Source organism: Polaromonas sp., assembly GCF_029945925.1.
GTDB lineage: Bacteria > Pseudomonadota > Gammaproteobacteria > Burkholderiales > Burkholderiaceae_C > Polaromonas.
Genome location: NZ_JAQSDN010000016.1, coordinates 43,106 through 61,660, shown reverse-complemented (window position 1 = coordinate 61,660; position 18,555 = coordinate 43,106). Strand labels below are relative to the sequence as shown.

Annotated in this window: 20 protein-coding genes; 2 read left to right on the top strand and 18 right to left on the bottom strand. The window is 58.3% G+C overall.

What is annotated here, in order from left to right; genetic code table 11:
- Window positions 1-14: 14 nt before the first annotated feature.
- From PSV40_RS04480 to PSV40_RS04430, 11 genes are all read right to left on the bottom strand, one after another.
- Window positions 15-404: a hypothetical protein gene (locus PSV40_RS04480; protein WP_300534714.1), complete on the bottom strand. Its 390-nt coding sequence runs from the start codon at window positions 402-404 to the stop codon at window positions 15-17.
- Window positions 405-916: 512 nt separating this feature from the next.
- Window positions 917-1,696 (bottom strand): hypothetical protein, encoded by a 780-nt coding sequence (locus tag PSV40_RS04475; RefSeq protein ID WP_300534712.1) that lies wholly within the window; start codon window positions 1,694-1,696, stop codon window positions 917-919.
- A gap of 11 nt (window positions 1,697-1,707) precedes the next feature.
- Entirely contained in the window at window positions 1,708-2,484 is a 777-nt protein-coding gene (locus tag PSV40_RS04470; protein WP_300534710.1) for a hypothetical protein, read from the bottom strand.
- 9 nt (window positions 2,485-2,493) lie between these two features.
- Window positions 2,494-3,936 carry a cyclic GMP-AMP synthase DncV-like nucleotidyltransferase gene (locus PSV40_RS04465; RefSeq protein WP_300534708.1) on the bottom strand — a complete coding sequence of 481 codons (1,443 nt, stop codon included), beginning with the start codon at window positions 3,934-3,936 and terminating at the stop codon, window positions 2,494-2,496.
- Window positions 3,933-4,400: a hypothetical protein gene (locus PSV40_RS04460; RefSeq protein WP_300534706.1), complete on the bottom strand. Its 468-nt coding sequence runs from the start codon at window positions 4,398-4,400 to the stop codon at window positions 3,933-3,935. The genes PSV40_RS04465 and PSV40_RS04460 overlap by 4 nt, the downstream gene beginning before the upstream one ends.
- Window positions 4,400-5,662, bottom strand: coding sequence for a nucleotidyltransferase (locus tag PSV40_RS04455; RefSeq protein ID WP_300534704.1), 1,263 nt, complete (start codon window positions 5,660-5,662; stop codon window positions 4,400-4,402). The genes PSV40_RS04460 and PSV40_RS04455 overlap by 1 nt, the downstream gene beginning before the upstream one ends.
- A gap of 897 nt (window positions 5,663-6,559) precedes the next feature.
- Window positions 6,560-7,528 (bottom strand): toll/interleukin-1 receptor domain-containing protein, encoded by a 969-nt coding sequence (locus PSV40_RS04450; protein ID WP_300534701.1) that lies wholly within the window; start codon window positions 7,526-7,528, stop codon window positions 6,560-6,562.
- A 50-nt stretch (window positions 7,529-7,578) separates the two neighbouring features.
- Window positions 7,579-8,052, bottom strand: coding sequence for a hypothetical protein (locus PSV40_RS04445; protein ID WP_300534699.1), 474 nt, complete (start codon window positions 8,050-8,052; stop codon window positions 7,579-7,581).
- Window positions 8,053-8,097: 45 nt separating this feature from the next.
- On the bottom strand, window positions 8,098-8,844 hold the full coding sequence (locus tag PSV40_RS04440) for a hypothetical protein (protein WP_300534697.1): 747 nt from the start codon (window positions 8,842-8,844) through the stop codon (window positions 8,098-8,100).
- 108 nt (window positions 8,845-8,952) lie between these two features.
- Window positions 8,953-9,327, bottom strand: coding sequence for a DUF2384 domain-containing protein (locus PSV40_RS04435; RefSeq protein WP_300534694.1), 375 nt, complete (start codon window positions 9,325-9,327; stop codon window positions 8,953-8,955).
- 25 nt (window positions 9,328-9,352) lie between these two features.
- Window positions 9,353-9,946 (bottom strand): hypothetical protein, encoded by a 594-nt coding sequence (locus tag PSV40_RS04430; protein WP_300534691.1) that lies wholly within the window; start codon window positions 9,944-9,946, stop codon window positions 9,353-9,355.
- Window positions 9,947-10,364: 418 nt separating this feature from the next.
- On the opposite strand from PSV40_RS04430, the gene PSV40_RS04425 reads away from it, so the two are divergent.
- Window positions 10,365-11,336: an IS1595 family transposase gene (locus tag PSV40_RS04425; RefSeq protein WP_300534688.1), complete on the top strand. Its 972-nt coding sequence runs from the start codon at window positions 10,365-10,367 to the stop codon at window positions 11,334-11,336.
- Window positions 11,337-11,439: 103 nt separating this feature from the next.
- On the opposite strand, the gene PSV40_RS04420 is transcribed toward PSV40_RS04425, so the two are convergent.
- From PSV40_RS04420 to mltG, 7 genes are all read right to left on the bottom strand, one after another.
- Window positions 11,440-11,943: a helix-turn-helix transcriptional regulator gene (locus PSV40_RS04420; protein WP_300534685.1), complete on the bottom strand. Its 504-nt coding sequence runs from the start codon at window positions 11,941-11,943 to the stop codon at window positions 11,440-11,442.
- Between the two features lie 801 nt (window positions 11,944-12,744).
- Window positions 12,745-13,416: an ankyrin repeat domain-containing protein gene (locus PSV40_RS04415; protein WP_300534682.1), complete on the bottom strand. Its 672-nt coding sequence runs from the start codon at window positions 13,414-13,416 to the stop codon at window positions 12,745-12,747.
- A complete protein-coding gene (locus PSV40_RS04410; RefSeq protein WP_300534679.1) occupies window positions 13,413-14,210 on the bottom strand; it encodes a TatD family hydrolase in 798 nt (265 codons plus the stop codon). Before PSV40_RS04410 ends, PSV40_RS04415 begins: the two co-directional genes overlap by 4 nt.
- A gap of 99 nt (window positions 14,211-14,309) precedes the next feature.
- Entirely contained in the window at window positions 14,310-14,714 is a 405-nt protein-coding gene (locus tag PSV40_RS04405; RefSeq protein ID WP_300534676.1) for a PilZ domain-containing protein, read from the bottom strand.
- Window positions 14,715-14,763: 49 nt separating this feature from the next.
- Complete coding sequence (locus PSV40_RS04400) at window positions 14,764-15,855, bottom strand: DNA polymerase III subunit delta' (protein ID WP_300534673.1); 1,092 nt, start codon at window positions 15,853-15,855, stop codon at window positions 14,764-14,766.
- A complete protein-coding gene (gene tmk / locus PSV40_RS04395; protein ID WP_300534671.1) occupies window positions 15,855-16,529 on the bottom strand; it encodes a dTMP kinase in 675 nt (224 codons plus the stop codon). Before tmk ends, PSV40_RS04400 begins: the two co-directional genes overlap by 1 nt.
- On the bottom strand, window positions 16,529-17,536 hold the full coding sequence (gene mltG / locus PSV40_RS04390; protein WP_300534668.1) for an endolytic transglycosylase MltG: 1,008 nt from the start codon (window positions 17,534-17,536) through the stop codon (window positions 16,529-16,531). Before mltG ends, tmk begins: the two co-directional genes overlap by 1 nt.
- Before the next feature lie 46 nt (window positions 17,537-17,582).
- On the opposite strand from mltG, the gene PSV40_RS04385 reads away from it, so the two are divergent.
- On the top strand, window positions 17,583-18,551 hold the full coding sequence (locus tag PSV40_RS04385) for a folate-binding protein (RefSeq protein WP_300534665.1): 969 nt from the start codon (window positions 17,583-17,585) through the stop codon (window positions 18,549-18,551).
- Window positions 18,552-18,555: the final 4 nt, after the last annotated feature.

Genomic DNA, 18,555 nt, shown 5'->3' with positions numbered 1-18,555 from the left:
TTCTCAAACGAGGCTTACTTCAAGCACACAGATGAGCGAGTTATGCAGAGTTTCCTTAGCACCTGGCGATCGGCTATCTCGAACAAGTGTGCGTAGTCACCCGTGTTGTTCCAAACGGCCGCCTGAAGCCCCCAGTACACATGATGAAAAATCATCCCGGAGGGGTTGGTTGTCCTGCTATAGGTCCCGGATTTCGTATAGAAAATCACATGCTCACCAGTTTTTAAAGGCAGACCTAAAAACCAGTGCATGTTCCGTGATTTGTTGGAAATGGTCTGTGGAGTTACGTACGTAGTGTCGGCCAGGATATAGCTGCTCATGTTGCAATCAAACATTGCTTTGAGTAGGACGTATTCATCATTAAATTTGCCGCGGCCATGAACCGACGTGATGGTTAGTTTCATGCAATTTCCAAGTTTTTATAAAGACACTAATTTTCGAAGGAGTGCATTTTCGTGAGATGCCAGCTTCGGTTTGTATCGTGACACAGCCATAAGCCAAACGCATCCTTCAAATGGAGGGCTAGCTTTGAACCCTACCCTGTACGCGGAGGCGTTCCAGCGCCTCGAAATTCACCGCTTCCGGTTGGACTGAGAAACCACGCTGCCAGCCAGTGTTTTGGTCACGGATGCCGACTTGGCGTTGTCAAGCGCGCGAGAAGCCTTATCCTCCGTCTTTGCTCCAGTTTGGGCCGATGACCCAGCCTGGCGTAATGCAGAGCCGGCAAGCGACTTCTGAATGGAACTCGCGCCGCTGCTTTGAAGAGTCTTGCCCGCAACAGATGCGACACGCGTTGAGGTTTGCTTTGAATTGCTTACCATTACTATCTCCTTCGCCCCGATTAAAAATCTGGTGCAGGTAGGGCAGCCTGCGCCAAAGTAATCACAGTGGCTGCGCCGGAACGTAACCGTTGCGATCAGATTCCGATCGACTTTTTGATCGACTCCCATTCGGCTGACAAGGTGGCGTTGTCGCGATCGAAGATTTTGGAAGAGAGGGTCACGCCCGCGATTGCCTTGGTCATTTCGTAGTTCGAAAAGCTGTTCAGCGTAGTCGCACGGAAGTCGTCGCTGGTCCCCCCACTGGAAAACGACTGACGGACCTCTTGAAAGATGCGTTCGCAACTCGATCGCATCCACTCCAGTCGAACCCAGCGAGAAAATATCTGTTCAGCGAAGACGGCCTGCGTTGCTGCAGCGATCAAGCCTAAATCGGCGTCTGGTAGCTGCACGCAGATGAGCCAGATTAGCGCGTATGTCGCTGCGCGAGCTCGCTCAAAAGGTGCCATTTTGAGCGCGATGGAGCTCGTGAAGTGCGTGTTTTCTAGCAATTGGGCAGCCATTCGCCTGATTGGCTCGGTCTCCGCATTGTTGTAGTACTTCACGCTTGTCTGGTGCGTCATGCTCACATCGAGCGCGCTCGTAAAAAAGTCGAGGCGCCTTTGCTTCTCTGCTCGAGGAGTCCAGTAAAGCCGTGTACCCAATCCGATGACAAACAAGGCAATGACCGCCACGACAAAAGCTCCCGTCGCAATCCGCGTCAGAGGTGGCCAAGAAGTCCTGTCAAGGAAGAGCACGGCTATGGAAAGGGCTGCGGTGAGGTAGAAAAGGCAGTTGGATACCGTATCTGCTTTTGTGACAGCGCCGTAGTATTTATCTCCGACAGGGTCGGAGCGTTGGGGCGTTGGGGTTGTCATTGGGACTCCATTCATGGGAAAAGCTTGTTTATGGTGTGAATTGCTCGTTTGACGTCGCCTTGCGAATCGAACTTTATGGCTTCAGCGGACAATGCGCGGGCACGATGCAAGGCGTCTACCCGCCAGGCGGACGCTTCGGAGAAAAAACCCAGACTGAGATTGCGGAGAATGACCAGAAAGTGGTCTCGCACGTTCTGAGCTCCGACGTAGTACAGGGCCGCAGCCTGGCTCTCGAGGTCGAAGCTGTTAAAGACATAACCACTGTGGGTATTCCAAAGCTTGGCCAAGCGAATGGCCGGCTTGAGCATTCCGCCGCAATCCTGATTGCGACCAGCGAGTTTTTTCTCCAGACCACGTGGGTTCGCGCCCATCCATGCACCCTGCGAGGTCGGAATCTTATAGTCGCTCAGGAAAGCGGGAAGGGCAGGTACGAGTTCGAAGGTGAGATGGGCCAAGCGAATGCTCACCGCCGGCGTGGACTGCCGCACCACGGATCGGGGATAGTTAACCTGGGCGAATTGAAGGAGTCGCTTCAGGTAGGTGGTAGGGGTGCATCCATCGCTTTTGAACACAACCATGTAATCAATGTCTATGGATTCGCTGTAGTACCGCGGCAGACTGGTGCCCCGAATGGACGAACCATAGGCAAAGGCGTCAGTGATCTCGTCGCCAAAATATTCTGCCAGGCGCTCTTCAAGCGTTTGGGCAGACTGCCGATTCCTAGATTGCCCGCTGCCGCGCAGCAGCGCCTCTCCGGCGAGCCGCTCAAGGTGGGTTAAGAGCGACACGTCGGCTTCCTACTCGATGACCACGAAAAAGGGTGCCGAGTGGCCGACCATCCGTTGATCGCTCTTGCGAACAACGAATGCCTCCACGAAATGAACGCCGCGGTACTGAAGGTTCTCCCAGCGCGCATGATCGTGGTCTGAGGTATAGAAGTCGCCACGCAGTTGCTTGGCCGCTTCCGCAATCTTGTCCGTGTTGGTGACCCGCCATTCCACCAAATAACCGTCTGGAAGGGCTACCCCCATTGCATTGGTCGCATCAAACCGAATCCAGTTTCCTGGCAGCACCGGCTCAGCTGAAGCCACTGCTGCGAGCTCAGGCCCATAGCGTCCGCGATAAGTCCTTGCGCTGACGCGTACGCCGACAGAGACACCTGAGGCCGGTCGCCATTTCGGGCGTTGGACATGAGGGAGCCTGGAGAGCGAACTGGGCACCATACGGCGGCCGAACTGTTTGACGAGGGCCACCAGGTCCAAAGCGCCCGAAGCGTCTGCTTCGGCCTTGAAGGTCACCAATGCAGCTTCGCTGACAGAGCGTGCGGTGGAGGTCGTATCGAGAGGCGCGAAATCATCGCCAAAGACCCGGCGCCATTTGCCAATGCTCTCCTCGCGATCTTCCTCGTCATAAGCCTCATCGATCCAACCCCGGTACAAGTTGATCTTGTCTCGGAAGTTGGAGTATTTGGTTTCATTCCAACCGGTGCTCTGCACCTCATCCCAGAGGACGGGGTTGCGCACGATGGGCGCGATTGAATTGGCCTGCAGCCAGTCATCCAATCGCCCCAACAACGTCTTTAGGCTGGTTGGCAGATCCGCAAAGTTGGACGAACCCTTGTCGGTTTCGTAGATCTGGTTACCCAGAATGGTGGTGAGAAGAAAAGAGGGACAGGTGAAGTTGCCCTTGATGTCACGCAAATACTTCACCAGGCGCGTGGCCTTGCGCAGATCGTTTCCGCCTGCAATCGCGTTGCGAGCTACTACCCAGTCGGTATACGCGATCGGACTGGATGATTCAAATTCGTTTGTGGTCCTGTTGCAGACCTCATACTTGTCTGGATAAAGGCGGCCTTTGATGCAGGGGGCGAGATCAATGCGGCGTTCTTTAGCGTACTCAATGGTGATGCAGTGCGAATAGCGACGAACCTTGTCCTTGTAGGTTTCCAGCGCAGAGAATTTTTTGTAGAGCTCATCGACATAGTCGGCAGCATCCCACCCGCTGACCGCTTCTATCACGACCAGCAAATCGGCGTCGAACTCACGGTCGGGCAGAGGCCGAATGATGGTCTTGTGCGCCCAAGAACCTTGGGACTCGTACGAAATAATCTTAGGATCCCATTCAAGCGCGCTGACGACCTTTTTTATGGCGGCGACAGAATCTTCCAACAGCGTGATGCGCGTCTTGTTCAAATCGACAACATCGGCCATGAAGGTCTGGAAATGTGATGTAAGTTTCATACCAAGGCCTCCGCGGCATGCAATCTGCTCCAGCGCTTCGGCTTGGGATGTTGCCCGCCGCCGGCCCACTCGCCCGACAACAGCCAGTCCTCGAAGAAAAAAAGCCATTCCGCAGCCCACGGGACATACGTGTCGCGCAACGACATCTGGGGCACCCATTCACGACCGCGAGGCCACCATAGGCACAGCTTCGTGCCTCGGCCCTTGTGCGGGTAAATGTGCGGAATAGTCGCGCCGACGGCCAACTCATGCAGATCGGGTTTGACCACAAACAGCTCGGGTTTACGAGAGTCAGGTGACAGTTTGAGCAAGCAGGAATAGAGCCTGCCAAACCGGCCAGGCGCCACATGGAAGTAAAACCATAGCTCTTTGCCGCCTCGCCTCTCAAAACGGCTTTCCGGGAGACCGAGGCTCTGCAGCTCAAGCGCTCGCTGTGTCAAAGTAGGAATCGGATCGGGCCGCATCACTTCTTCCCATAGAAGTTGTGAGCGCGCGCGGGTAGAGACACCGTACTGGCGATGGCAGTGCCAACCAGGATCGTACGAGCTGCCGCGCCGGGGATTGACCGAGGCTGTTCCAGTTCCCGCACTGCGGTTGCGGCACTGGAGCCAAAGGCGTCCTCTAAAAGCGGCAGGAGCTTGTCCAGGCCCTGACGGTCCTCGATGCAGTCAAGGATTTGCTCCAAGTGAGAAACCAGCCGTGCATGCCATTGCAAAAAGGCGGACTGGTGTGCGGGTGTATTCATATCACCAGCCAGGTTGTTGCCGGGTGCCGTGGGATTGGCTAAGGTCCAATATTCGCCCCCGCCAGGCAATGGCTCTCGCCGCAGGTAGGTGGGCATGTGTTGGACGACATCGAGCATCAGGTCAAGCTGACTGGCATGCGGCACCGGTGCACGCACGGCGTAGGCAGTTGAGACCAACGCAGTGATAAATACCGACTTTGGCGCGAAGTTTTTCTCGTCACCTTCTGGGACGGGAAACGACACGTTTCGGTGTACCTTTACCAATTGCACAAGCTGACTGAGCAAACGGTTTTGCACGTCAGCAGCATTGGGAAGCTGTTCCACCTCGGCCTTTGCTCTGGCTTCTTGGATGCTATCGAGAACGATCTGGTCAGTAAATACCGCATGAACTTTAGCCGTCTCATTGAACGAGTTCACCAGGCCCATCGGATTCGTTACTGAGAAGCGGCGCAAATCGCGGTCCGGGACGCGCGCATGAGTCTCCCCGAATGGCAGGCTGGACAATGGATCGGCAATGACTGGCGTGATGTCCACCTTCATGCCATCGGCATAGGTGAGGGTGACGCAACGGTCCCACCTGAAGATGTCCAAGCTGTGCCTTAACGCGTAGCGCTCGAGTGGCCGGAAAACATCGTCGATCAACTGACCCGGTCCCCCGATCCCTGAATACACGGCAAAGGCCTCTGCACGTAGACGGACGACGCCGTCGACGTCGTAGCCCTCGGCCCTCAAGCGGCTGGGTCTGATCAGCGTGCCAATCATCCGCGAGCCTTGTCCGTGAACAAGCACAATATGGTCGCGCAATTCCGGACACTCCATTAAGTGTTGTCCGGTGGAGCCGTACGAGCGCTCCAGGTTTTCCAGTTGCGTTGGGGTGGGTTCGTGGAGCCGAGCGATAGCCTCGACAATTTCCCGGAACTTCGAACCCGCTTGGTTCGAATAGCGCCGCCGGGTCGGCAACGACAGTGATTCGCGATGCATGCGCGGCTCCTTCTATAAAGAAAGATGTTGTGATTTCGATGAAACCGCGCAGCAATTGGTTGGGTTTTGACTGCATCTGTGGCAGACTTGCACCCTAGTAATCGCCTGCTTGCGCAGGTTTTAGCGAAACCACCCGACGACTGTCCGGTGGTTTCTTTTTTGCCTGTTTCGACGCTCAGAGTCGGATAGGCACATCTATCACGTCACCTGCCTACAGAGGACTTCTCCTCACCCTGCTTAGACGACCCCCGTCTCACTGAGCTTGGTTGTAGTGCACTGCGACGCTTTGCAGCTGTGCGGGCTAGCTGCCAATTACCTAATCCGGCTGTCGCGTGTGGCTTAGCTGCGACATTCCCCAGCACCACTGCGGCATTTTTGCGCAGGGGGGAAGGGAGTATGACATAAAATTACAAGTGTGCGATTGTTTTTCAAGCCTAATTCGTCATGGTCAGAAAATTAACTGCGGCTGACGTTTGCGTGGTAACGGGATACTCACGAGATGAGCTCCATGCGTTACTGCGAGTTCTTCCCCCATATCACCTCGTAAAACCGGGGTCACGTGTAGCAAGGGAATTCACTGCCAAGGATCTCTTGGTACTGAGCGTTACCAGAATATTGGAAGACCAGTATGGCGTTCGGCGAGCAGCTATCGGAGACATTGGCGTACCCCTTCAGGATGCCCTTTCAGGGCCCCGCTTGCGAGGTGAGGACCCTTGCATATCGATCAATATCAGGCCTCCCAGGGTTTGCCTGGTAGGCACTACGGTACCAAGAGAAGGCCTGTTGCTGCCACTCGCGCCAATTTACGAGAAGATCGAGACCTATCTCTCTTACGACCCGCAGTTGTCTCTTCAGTTTGGCCCGACTCTTTTGCGCAAGTACGGCTAGCCTTCTTCGTTATTTCTGGAGCTGGGCAATCAACATGCCCCAGAACAGCTCTGCAGCGCCTTCCTGAGACAAGTGGGACTCTCTGGCGTTGCGTATGTCCATACCTAAGGGTTTGAAGAACAGGGCTTGATCGTCAGTTTCTACCGAAACGGATTCATTAAAGCTGTTGCTCCGCGCTGAAGCATCGTAGGAAAACGTTATCACACCCTGACTAAAACCGCCCCCACCCAAGTTTATGGCGCACTCGTTGATTTTTTTTCCATTTCGATAGATCGTCGCAGTGAATTTGGTGGCATCGATCTGTTGATACTTGCCCTCGATGCCGGGATTTCGATCAGCCAACTCCTTGAGTGAGCCTTGAAAGAAGCGGCTTAGATATTCAAAACTCTCACTCAAAAATCGGTCGCGATCATGATCTGTGAACTCCTTTTTTAGACGCAGATTGCTGGAGCGCGGTAGTTCAGATGACGGGACGGCAGGCGATGGCGAGCCTTCTCCCCGATGATCCCGAACAGTACAAGAGCTGGCAGGGGACTGAAAAGCTCGTTTCTCGACAACTGTGCGTATTTGCCGAGCAACATCTGTATAAGCCTCATCAAAATTGGCCCAGAGATCGATAGCTTTTCCATCCTTGGGGACGGCTAAGAGCTTCCCGAATGGGGCAGGGTGCCAATCGCACATGCGCACGATGACGGGAATCACCACAGCTGTTCCATCACGGTGTCGCTGCATCGCTCTTTCCATTTCCCTAGAGTAGCAGTACGCCGATGCTATGAAACTTGCGCTGACCAACAGCAGAATGATGTCAGCTTCTTCCAAGGCATTCGAGATGGCGTCATCAACTGCGGCACCAGCGGTAATACGTCTATCGTGCCAAGGTTCAATCAAGCCCTGGTGCTGGAGCATGCTCAAATGCTTTTCAAGCTGGTTGCGAAATTGCTCATCGTCATGCGAATAAGAAAAGAATACTTTAGCCATCATGGTTCCGAGTAGGTGGGGATTCAAACAGCCCTAAAAAACCTTATGGCCTAACGGGCGGCTGGCTTAATGTTCGGATAAGCCTCTGCGATTTGATCCAGGCCAGGGAATCCTCGCGGCAATGCTCTTACGCTTGCCGAGGCGTCGGGACAATTTGATTGAGTGATTATTTGATTCAGGCTTTCAACCGACGCCAAGCTGCGCCAGGTTCTAACAGCATCCATCGTTAGTTCATCGAGCTTAAGACTGTCCGGACGCCAAGATGCATCGCCTGCCTCTATTTGCGCCCAGATATCCTGCTCGGCCGCTTTTTGGATCACGGCGAGGAGTTCCATTTCATCAACTTTTCGAGCCACCCTGACAAACCGGCGAAAGGAAGAATGCCCATTCTTATTCCTGGCAGCCAAGGCAAGCCACGCTTCAGCCATTGTTTGACCGTCATGATCTGTCCAAGCGGCGCAAAATAAAAGGGCAGGGAGCCCAGATCGAGAAATTTGAACTGAGTGTTGAGACAAAACTGTCATGGCGTTCTACTCACCCTAGTCTATTAGTTCCCTAGAGCATACTTTTTATTCGGCCGCAGTATTTGACCGAGCCAAGGCTGGCAATACTGCTTGCTCCAGTGCTACAGCGAATGAAGAGAAAGGGCAAATCGCCAACGTGCGGATCGATGGGTACCACGCGCTCTGGACCCCGATCAGCCCATACCGCCACCCAGCTTCGTCTCCATATTTAAGGTTGACAACGGGCCCTCCGCTCATGCCGTCAATGTCCCTAACAACGCCTTCATAGTCTTCGGCGAGTCGAGCGTAAAACTGATTCTCAGCGCGCTTACCAGCTTGCTCCGGAGCGTCTGCCTTGATCAACGGCGCCAACACGAACCGGGCACCGATATTGGTCTTGCCGTCATACGATACCGACTCCGAAGGAATGCCAACTAGCGCCCAGTGATCTGACGCCACCACGTGATCGCTCCAGGCGTCCTTTTCAAATGCTTCGACGCTTCCCGCCTCAAGCTGCAACCGGTAGAACGTGCCCAGGTGGACTGCGGCATAGTCGATGCCCAGCGTCTCGTCCTCGATCACCAGCCAATTCTCTAAGTTGAAGTCGAAAGGGACAGCGGTGTGATTGAACTTACCGCGAGCCGCCGTCTGATCGCCCAAGCGCCAGATATCGAAGGTTGAGCCGCTCGTCAGAGCGGCGCGCACTGCGCGCAAAATGTGCCCGGCTGTGACGTAAAACCATTCGTCGGCAATCGCCATGACGAATCCCGAGAACACATGAGGTTTGTCGGGTTTTTCGGGGATGAACTGCATGCATGAAAGGGAGACAAAATGCCTCCCGATACTGAGGCCGACTCGCTTTGTGAGTGTGTTGGGCATGATATTTATTTGGAAGGGGCGTGCTTGGCCTTCAAAAATGGGCTAGCCTGCAGCGCCACCATGAAGAGAATCAATCAGGCGGATAACGTCATCTGCCCGGCCTGCTGACACCGCTTGTTCCGCGGTCCGTTGGCCGAATGCTGGAAGTGACTCCGCTCGAAACCAGCGCAGTGCTTTCGCCAGGTCGCCACCGGATGTCTCATAAGCGGCTTTGATGACACGAAGGTTGTCCCTCAGATGGCTTTGGATGGCGGTAGCGCCTGGGGTTTTAGTGATTGCGCTCACAGATACCCGTGCATTTCGAGCGAGGGTTTCGACGTCCATTTCCAACAGGCCAATGTAGCGTGCGGGTGAAAGCATCGGTGCGAGCTCAGGATCCTGTAGGTCTTCGATGAAGTTAGAAGGCGGTAGCGGCATGGCAATTTCCGGGGAAGGGCGACTGTCAACGAAACATCTGAACGTGATAGTCCTGCGCGGCGGCGATCACCTCCTGATCTCCGCCCTGTTGGATGATCTCGCGAGGCTTTTTACCGCCAAGATAGGATGAAGAGCTTTCAAACCAGGCGGCCAGCCGCCACGGATCGATTCTGGGGAACAGCTTAAGCACCATCCGGATTGCCGGCACCGGCCGCCAGTCAGACCCAAAGGCGTATCTTGGGTACCGATTCTTCCCCTCATACCTGACGGCGAAAACCTCGCCCCCGCGCCTCCAGCGGGTTACAGTTGCCGCCGGCTTCACTGGAGTACGTCCAGCGAACTTTCCGCGCGATGTACCAACCTCGGCTGCAGAGAGCCACTCCGTACCACGATAGATGGCCTTGATTGCCTTGACATTCATCCGCGCGCGTCGAAGGTCCATGGTTTTTGGCGCCGCCGCACCGACCAAGATGCGAACCAGGTTTTGCACCTGTTCCGCTTTGTGAGCCTTAAGGCGGTCTATCAGGACTGGAGCCAAGTTGGAGAGGGTGGCCCGCACTTGTTCCAGGTCGTCTGCACTCAGTTCCTCCGCGACGGAAATGACGAGATCGGTGGCCATAGGTCCCGGAAAGTTTGACTCTCTCCGCTGTATGTCGCGGACTATCGCTGGCGATTGGACTGAGATACAACGCTTCCGGCCAAAGTTTTGGTCACCGGCGCTGAGTTGGGATTGTCCAAGGCCCGGGATGCCCGACCCTCAGTCTGGGCACCGGTCTGGGCTGAACTGCCAGACTGACGTAGTGCGGAGCCGGCCAGTGACTTTTGGACTGCGCTGGATGACGAGCTGCCTAACGCCTTGCCGGCGACGGAAGCAACGTTTGGCGAGGTCTGCTTGCTGTTCTTGCTCATGCTGAACTCCTGGCCCCATGAATCAAAGAAGGAGCCGTTGGAGGCCTCGACACCTTAGCTGTATTTTCATAAGGGGTATCCGCTTAGCTCCAGCGAATCAAGATATACTGGATAAATACCCAGTTATTATGCTCGTTCCCGACCAAGACTATCCGCGCACCTGGATTGAGTTCCTTGACTGGTTCTCATCCGAAGATGCCTGTCTTACCTATCTGGAGCGCCTGCGCTGGCCGCAAGGGTTTGTCTGTCCGAGCTGCGGCGCGATGTCGCCGCCATCGCGCGCCAGCCGAGGCCGGTTGTTATGCAAGGATTGCGGGCACCAAAGCACCGTGACTGCCGGCACCATCTTTGACAAGACCCGCACACCTTTGAAAGTCTGGCTGGCCGCCGCCTGGTACGTAACCAATCAGAAGCAAGGCGTCAGCGCTTTAGGCCTGCAGCGAGTGCTCGGCTTGGGCAGCTACCAGACCGCCTGGACCATGCTGCACCGGTTTCGCCGGGCGATGGTCCGGCCCGACCGTCATCGCCTCAAAGGTGTGGTCGAAGTGGACGAGACCTACTTGGCCATCACGGACCGCAAACAGCCCATTTCTCCAGTGGGGCGCAAGAGCAGCACCAGCAAAGTGCTGATCGTGCTGGCGGTGGAAATACTGCAGCCCAAGGGGTTCGGGCGGATTCGTCTGCGCCGCATCGACAAGGACTCCGAGGAGTTCATCGTGCCTTTCGTTCAGGCCTGTATCGAGACGGGCTCGACCCTCAAAACCGATGGCTCGGCCGCTTACCGATCGCTGCCGGAGTTGGGCTATGAGCATCAGCGCAACGTCATGCTGGGCTCGGATGTACCTGCGCATGTCTCCATGGCCGGCGTGCATCGGGTGGCCTCACTGATCAAGCGCTGGATTCTGGGCACCCATCACGGCTCGGTCCAGCCCGAACACCTGGATGCCTACCTGGACGAATTCGTCTTTCGCTTCAACCGCCGCACCTCCAGCTCCCGCGGGATGCTGTTCTACAGGCTGATGCAGCAGGCCGTCGTCACCGATCCGGTGACCTATGCCGACATCGTCATGCCCGCTGAAGAGTCCACTGAAATGGCCTAATGGAGCTAAGCGGATACCCCTTATTTTCATACAGCAATTCGGAAAGCGCAAGAGCACTCATCTGGCTTGCCGCAGTCAGCCAAAATATACAAATCGGATAGGGTTACGACCAAATGCCTCGCGTACAAGCGGTGGCCGTGGCCAGTTGACGCATCCTTTGCCAGGTTGCCTTGCGAGGCACGTCGTTTTCCAGCTCTATCTGCGCCACTGCAGCCGAGAGCACCGTCAGAGGCGCTTCGTCGAGGAGAGCACGCAACTGGGGGATGTAATTGGGCGGGATCACACCAGTGGTCAGCGTGTGACGCAGCGTTTCTGGCGGAATCGTTTCGCTGTAGCTGATGCTGCCAGAGCGGGCGGCCGTTTCCAACGCGCTGGCAGTGACACCGTCCGACTTTGTCCTGCGGACCCCGGTCACACCCAGTCCAAAACCCAGCGTGTTCGCCAGGCGCTCAGCGCGGGTAAGGCTTAGGTTTGTCAGTCTGCCTGTTTCGAGTTCGTTGATCGTGGCGCGCGAGAGCCCAGCTAGGTCGGCGAGGCGTTCTTGGCTGAGGCCCATATCGGTGCGCTGACGTTTCACCACGCTCGAAAGTTCATCTAGGATTGCCATATCGGACTGTAGCAACCCCGTTCAAATTTGTCGAAAATATTCGCCTTTTGGTTGCGGAATATTTCTGTGGGGGGCAGCTTTGAGCGGCCAAGGCACGACGCCAAGGCCGACAGTCCTGTCACCTTGACCTGCAAAAGACGCCAATTGCTTTAGAGCAGCTCTAAAGCTCCAGAGAGCTCGCCCTTAGCGATAAGCCTTTGTCAGCTTACCGGACGGGGTCAGAATTCCAGCAGCTTTCATAAGTTCGGCAGCCGCCGCCCCGGACATTTTCGGAAATAGGAAACGAGAGTTACTGGCTCCAAGCGCTGCTTGGACTTCACTGGCTAGGACGTCTTTTAGCGTCTGTGGGCGCTTCCTGGCTGAGGTGCTGAGCGGCTTCAGTGATGTTGCAGTTTTCGGCATCCCGTCAGTGTGCCACGAGCGGCTGATCTCCTTACTCAGATCGAGGAAACGAGCCCTCTGTTGACACTTTTACTTCACAGAAAAGATCAAAAAAACTGTTTAAACGCGGGGACTCTGAAATTTGACGGATTGCGATGGTGGCTCGAAACCCGCATGGGATAAGGAAAGGGGATTGAGTGTTGACACTTTCATTTCCAAAGTGTTGTCAACTTCATTTCGCCGGATGATTTTATCCAATTGCGCTTTGATGGCTGTAAATTTTGTCATTTAACATAATATACATCGTGGAATAAAAAAGGCAGATCAAAATAACAAAAATCGCCGCCACGCCGCGCCAGACTTGAAAACTGTCTGAACCAATTGGCGTGGTACTGAAGCTATTTCAGCGCCTTCTCAGGCTCACCATTTACCCGTGGCTTGCCGCTTGCGAACGGCTGCGGCGATGAGGTCTGCCGATTCTGTGCGGCTGACACGCTGGGCGAAGCCGATGGCGGTCAGGCCTTGCTGGTTTTTCAGCAAGGGATCGGCGCCGGCGTCCAGCAGCAGTTTGACGGCGGGTGTGGTGCCGTATTGCGCGGCCATCATCAGCGGCGTTGTGCCGTTGGGTGATTCGGCGTCGATGTAGGCGTGGTTTTCCAGCAGCAGGTTCATGATGGCCAGGTGCCCCTTGCTGGCGGCGTAATGCAGCGGTGTCCACCCGGTCTTGTTGACGTCGGCATCCCGCTTGATCAAGGCGGCAACCACTTCCAGCTGGCCCTTGATCGCGGCCAGCATCAGCGGGCTTTCGTCATTGGCATTGAGCGCGTTGACGTTGGTTTTGGGCCAGTCCAGCAGGGCCTGGGCGGCTTTCAGCGATGGCTCCTGGATAGCCAGGTACAGGCCGTGCTGGCCTTTGGGGTCGACGGTATTGGCATCGAAACCGCGGGTCAGGAGCTGCCGGATGGCGCCGGGGTTGTCCTGTTTGATGGCCACGAAGAAATCTTCGTAGGAGCCTGCATTGACTGAAATAAATCCAGTTACGACAAATAGATAGATGATTTTTTTAAAGTGATTGATGAGGTATTTTTTCATCCCAAAACTCCTGAAAATAGCCGCTCGAAGTTGCGGCTGGTGGCCTCGGCAATGGCTTCCACCGGCATCTGCCTGATCTCGGCGATCTGCCTGGCCACGTACGGAACATAGGACGGGTTGTTGGTTTTGCCGCGGTAAGGCATGGGGGCCAGGTAGGGGCTGTCGGTCTCGATCAGGGTACGGTCCAGCGGCACAAAACGGGCCACTTCGCGCAGATCGGCGGCGTTCTTGAAGGTCAGGATGCCGGAAAACGAGATGTAAAACCCGAGGTCCAGCGCGGCCCGGGCGACCTCGGCGGTTTCGGTGAAGCAGTGGAACACCCCGCCGGCCCGCCCTGCTCCGTCGGCTGTTTCGCCCTCTTCCTTCAGGATCGCCAGCGTGTCGGCGGAGGCGCTGCGGGTATGGATCACCAGCGGCTTTTGTGTCTGGCGCGCGGCGCGGATGTGGGTGCGAAAGCGTTCGCGCTGCCAGTGCATGTCGGCGATGCTGCGCTCGCCCAGGCGGTAGTAGTCGAGCCCGGTTTCGCCGATGGCCACCACCTTGGGCAAGGCGGCGCGTTGCACCAGGTCGGCCAGGCTGGGTTCGGTCACACCCTCGTTGTCGGGATGGACGCCGACGCTGCACCAGAAGTTGTCATAGGTGGTGGTCAGCGCGTGAACGGTCTCGAACTCTTCCAGCGTGGTACAGATGCACAGCGCGCGATCCACCTGGGCTTGCACCATGGCTTCGCGTATCTGCGGCAGCTGGGCCTGGAGCTCAGGAAAACTCAGATGGCAATGGGAATCGGTGAACATCGGCAAGGCTTTATTGGGTATCAAAAATGGCTGCAACCCATACCAGACGGGCGCAGGCAGCTATCAAAAGTGAAGCGGCCCGGGCAGGCCGGCAAGGGCCTAGATCGTCTGCGTCGGACGGTCGGAAGCCAAGTGGGCGCCGAGGATTTCCTCGATCTTGATCTTCAGCAGGTGGGACTTTTCGTCGTCGGGGAAACGCACGCCCACGCCCTGGGTCCGGTTGCCGGAGGCACGCGCCGGGGTGACCCAAGCCACCTTGCCCGCCACCGGGTAGCGCTGGGTGTCTTCGGGCAAGGTCAGCAGCACATAAACGTCGTCGCCCAGCTTGTAGTCGCGCGCCGAGGGGATGAAAACGCCACCTTCGCTGAACAGCGGGATGTAGGCGGCGTAGAGCGCGGCTTTTTCGCGGATGGCCAGCTGGATGACGCTGGGCCGGGCGGCGCTGGAACTGGTGGCGGTGGCACCGGCAGCACCGGGAGAACCAGCAGGAGGCGTTGTACTCATGCGCCTAGTTTATCGGGTTGGCCGCCGGGCTGTCAGCAAGAAACAGCGCTTATTTTGAATTGAGTGCCAGCTGTGCGCGGCTGACCAGCGCTTCGAGCATCAGGCCGGGGTTGTAGGGGTGTTCCACGGTACGCGCCGTGGCGGCCAGCTCCTTGGCCCAGGCGCCCAGCGCGGCAAAACCGGGGCCGGCGCCCGCGCCAGCCGCCCCGGGTTTGCCGGCGGGCTGTACCGGCAAGTCGGCGTGGCGAAAAAACCGCGGTTCGGCGCCGGCCCGGGTGGCCAGCATGTCGTGGCAGAGCTTTTGCAACGCATCGACGGCCTGGGCCGGCCCGAAGTCGCTGAGCGCGCCGACCTCGCCCCGGGCCATGGCTTTGGGCAGGGCCTGCCAGTGCTGGGCGATGGCGCTGCTCGGTCCGGCCTGCGCGCGTTCCAGCGCGTCGGCGGGCCGGCCACCGGCGGCGGCCAGCAGGGTGTGCAGGTCGGTGGCGGCCGGCAATTTGCCGGCCTTGCCTTCCGGCCCGGCGCGCTCTGCCAGCCAGGCCAGTGCCTGGTCAAAATCCGGCCAGTGCATGGTGTGGCCCTGGCAGCGGCTGCGGATGGTGGGAAGCAACTGGTGCGCGGCCTCGGTGGCGAGGATGAACTGCACCGCACCGGGCGGCTCTTCCAGCGTTTTGAGCAGGGTGTTGGCGGTGATCGCGTTCATGCGTTCGGCCGGGTAGACCAGCACCACCTTGGTACTGCCGCGCGAACGCGTGAACTGGGTGAACGTCACCGCCTCGCGTGCCGCATCAACCTTGATTTCCTTGCTGGGCTTGCGTTTCTTGCTGTCCAGCTCGTCCTGGGTTTTTTCATCCAGCGGCCAGCCGAGGCCCAAGGAAAGGGTTTCGGGCATCAACATGCAGAGGTCGGCATGGGTGTGGACGTCGACCGCATGGCAACTGCCGCACACGCCGCAGGCGCCCTGCGCCGTGGCCTGCTCGCACAGCCAGGCCCGCGCCAGGGCCAGCGCCAGGTCGAACTGGCCCAGGCCGGAAGGGCCGCTGAGCAACCAGGCATGGCCGCGCTGGGCCAGCAGGGTTTGCAGCTGGGTCTGCAGCCAAGGGGCCAGGGGCGGGCGGGCTGCGACGGAATCGCCGGTCATCAGAGCCAGCCCTTGCCGGTAAACACTCTATGCACCGACTGCCACACGGCCTCGCGTGTCTGGCCGGCGTCGATGCGGGCAAAACGTCCGGGGTCGGCGGTCATGCGGTCGGCGTAGCCCTGAGCCACACGGCGGAAAAATTCCACCGGCTGGGCTTCGAACCTGTCCGGCACGCGGGCGCCGGTCAGGCGCTGGGCGGCTTCTTCGGGCGGCAGGTCGAACCAGACCGTCAGGTCGGGCTGGACAATCGGTGCAGCCTCTTCCTTTTGGCCGAGTTCAAGAACAAAATCACGCCCCAGCCCTCGTGCATCCTGCGCCCACAGCTCCAATTTTGATAGCACGTCGAGATCGAAACCGCGCCCGCCGCCCTGGTAGGCAAAGGTCGCGTCGGTGAACCGGTCGCACAGGACCACATCGCCGCGTGCCAATGCCGGGGCGATCACGGTGGTCAGGTGGTCGCGCCGGGCCGCAAAAATCAGCAGGGCTTCGGTCAGCGGGTCCATCACGTCGTTGAGGATCATGGCGCGCAGCTTCTCGGCCAGCGGCGTGCCGCCCGGTTCGCGGCTCAGGGTCACGGCCCTGCCCTGCGCCCTGAAGGCCTCGGCCAGCGCGCTGATGTGCGTGGACTTGCCCGCGCCGTCTATGCCTTCGAAGCTGATGAACAGGCCTGTCATCAGTTGTTTCGTTGAAACTTGTTGACGGCGCGGTTGTGCTCGTCCAGGCTGCTGCTGAAGTGGCTGGTGCCGTCACCGCGCGCGACAAAATACAGAGCCTTGGTCTGCGCCGGCTGCACCGCGGCCAGCAGGGCCGCCTTGCCGGGCATGGCAATCGGCGTGGGCGGCAGGCCGGTGCGGGTGTAGGTGTTGTACGGTGTGTCAGCCTGCAGATCGCGCTTGCGCAGGTTGCCGTCGAACTGTTCGCCCATGCCGTAAATCACCGTCGGGTCGGTCTGCAGCATCATGCCGATGCGCAGGCGGTTGCTGAAAACCCCGCCGATTTCCGGCCGGTCCAAGGGTTTGCCGGTTTCCTTTTCAACAATGCTGGCCAGGATCAGGGCTTCATCGGGCGTTTTCAGGGGCGTGTCCGCGCTGCGCAGGGCCCAGGCCGCTTCCAGGCGTTTGTCCATCGCGCGGGCCGCGCGTTTGAGCACCGCCAGGTCGCTGGAGCCTTTGGCATAGGTATAGGTGTCGGGGAAAAACCGGCCCTCGGGATGCACACCAGGCTTGCCCAGTTGCGCCATGATGGCCTCCGCGCCCAGCCCCTGCGTGTCGGGTTTGAGGGCTTCTGCTTTTTGCAGGGCTGCGCGCACCTGGCGGAAGTTCCAGCCCTCGACCAGGGTCACGCTTTTGAGGCTTTCCTCGCCGCGCACCAGCATGCTCAGCAACCTGCGCGGCGTGGTGCCCGGTGTGATCTCGTAACTGCCAGCCTTGATCTGCCTCGCCTGGCCCGACAGGCGAAACCAGGCATACAGCAACACCGGCTGCACATCGACGCCGCTGGCGGCCACGACGCCGGCCACGCGCTGGGCGGGGGTGCCGGGCTCGATCTCCAGATCCAGCACCTGGCTGCCGGGCTGCGGCTTCAGGGTCAGGGGTTCGTGCAGCCACCAGCCGACGGCACCAAACACCACCAGACCGGCGACAAACACCAAAACAAGCAAACTCATCAAGAAACGACGCACAACCCTGTTACCTTCCGGAAAACGATAGGGCTATGATAATTCAGCCATGTTGACCTTCCCTTCCGATTCCCCTCCTGTTTCCCTGCCATTGAACACCCTGCCGTCCGGCGTTGCCGAACTGACGCACTTGGGCGTGATTCGTGTCGCCGGCGAAGAGGCGGCCAAATTCCTCCAGGGCCAGCTCACGCAGGACGTGGCGCTGCTGGGCCTGTCCGAAGCGCGACTGGCCGCGTTCTGCAATGCCAAGGGCCGCATGCAGGCCAGCTTCATTGTTTTCAAACGCAGCGCGGACGAAATTCTGCTGGTCTGCAGCCGCGACATCCTGCCCGCCACGCTCAAGCGCCTGTCCATGTTTGTGCTGCGTGCCAAAGCCAGGTTGAGTGATGCCACGGCGGAGTACACCCTCCGCGGGCTGGCTGGTGACGCTATCGAAACCATAGCTTGCGGCGCGCATCCCGCTTGGGCCAAGCTTGATTTTGATGAGGCAAACCTGGTTTTCCTGCATCCCGGCGCCGGCCAGCCGCGCGCCTTGTGGTGCGCCCCGACCGGCACCCCGGCGCCTGCGGGCGCGGTGTTGCCGCTGGCGCACTGGCACTGGCTCGAGGTGCAGTCGGGCATCGCCATGATCACGCAGCCGATTTTCGAAGCCTTTGTGCCGCAGATGCTCAACTACGAGTCGGTCGGCGGCGTGAGTTTCAAGAAAGGCTGTTACCCGGGGCAGGAAATCGTGGCGCGCAGCCAGTTTCGCGGCACGCTCAAACGCCGCGCCTACGTGGCGCACACCGACGGCACGCCGCAGGTGGGCCAGGAGGTGTTCCATGCCGCCGACGCGGAACAGCCTTGCGGCCTGGTTGCGGCCTGCGCACCGCACCCGACTGCAGGTTTTGATGTGATCGTGTCCCTGCAGACCGCCGCTGCGGCCGATGCCGACGGCGGCCGGCTGACTTTGGGCAGTGCCAGCGGTCCAGCCCTGGCGCTGTTGCCCCTGCCCTACGCCCTGCTTGAAGATATCTGACGCC

Excerpts from the sequence above, each read along its gene's own strand:
- PSV40_RS04455 (WP_300534704.1), bottom strand. The coding sequence starts at position 5,662 with ATGCATCGCGAATCACTGTCGTTGCCGACCCGGCGGCGCTATTCGAAC.
- tmk (WP_300534671.1), bottom strand. The coding sequence starts at position 16,529 with ATGACAGGCCTGTTCATCAGCTTCGAAGGCATAGACGGCGCGGGCAAG.
- PSV40_RS04385 (WP_300534665.1), top strand. The coding sequence starts at position 17,583 with ATGTTGACCTTCCCTTCCGATTCCCCTCCTGTTTCCCTGCCATTGAAC.
- PSV40_RS04405 (WP_300534676.1), bottom strand. The coding sequence starts at position 14,714 with ATGAGTACAACGCCTCCTGCTGGTTCTCCCGGTGCTGCCGGTGCCACC.
- PSV40_RS04440 (WP_300534697.1), bottom strand. The coding sequence starts at position 8,844 with ATGCAGTTCATCCCCGAAAAACCCGACAAACCTCATGTGTTCTCGGGA.
- PSV40_RS04420 (WP_300534685.1), bottom strand. The coding sequence starts at position 11,943 with ATGGCAATCCTAGATGAACTTTCGAGCGTGGTGAAACGTCAGCGCACC.
- PSV40_RS04435 (WP_300534694.1), bottom strand. The coding sequence starts at position 9,327 with ATGCCGCTACCGCCTTCTAACTTCATCGAAGACCTACAGGATCCTGAG.
- PSV40_RS04445 (WP_300534699.1), bottom strand. The coding sequence starts at position 8,052 with ATGACAGTTTTGTCTCAACACTCAGTTCAAATTTCTCGATCTGGGCTC.
- PSV40_RS04400 (WP_300534673.1), bottom strand. The coding sequence starts at position 15,855 with ATGACCGGCGATTCCGTCGCAGCCCGCCCGCCCCTGGCCCCTTGGCTG.
- PSV40_RS04430 (WP_300534691.1), bottom strand. The coding sequence starts at position 9,946 with ATGGCCACCGATCTCGTCATTTCCGTCGCGGAGGAACTGAGTGCAGAC.
- PSV40_RS04460 (WP_300534706.1), bottom strand. The coding sequence starts at position 4,400 with ATGCGGCCCGATCCGATTCCTACTTTGACACAGCGAGCGCTTGAGCTG.
- PSV40_RS04450 (WP_300534701.1), bottom strand. The coding sequence starts at position 7,528 with ATGGCTAAAGTATTCTTTTCTTATTCGCATGACGATGAGCAATTTCGC.
- PSV40_RS04410 (WP_300534679.1), bottom strand. The coding sequence starts at position 14,210 with ATGTTCACCGATTCCCATTGCCATCTGAGTTTTCCTGAGCTCCAGGCC.
- PSV40_RS04415 (WP_300534682.1), bottom strand. The coding sequence starts at position 13,416 with ATGAAAAAATACCTCATCAATCACTTTAAAAAAATCATCTATCTATTT.
- PSV40_RS04475 (WP_300534712.1), bottom strand. The coding sequence starts at position 1,696 with ATGACAACCCCAACGCCCCAACGCTCCGACCCTGTCGGAGATAAATAC.
- PSV40_RS04425 (WP_300534688.1), top strand. The coding sequence starts at position 10,365 with ATGCTCGTTCCCGACCAAGACTATCCGCGCACCTGGATTGAGTTCCTT.
- PSV40_RS04480 (WP_300534714.1), bottom strand. The coding sequence starts at position 404 with ATGAAACTAACCATCACGTCGGTTCATGGCCGCGGCAAATTTAATGAT.
- PSV40_RS04465 (WP_300534708.1), bottom strand. The coding sequence starts at position 3,936 with ATGAAACTTACATCACATTTCCAGACCTTCATGGCCGATGTTGTCGAT.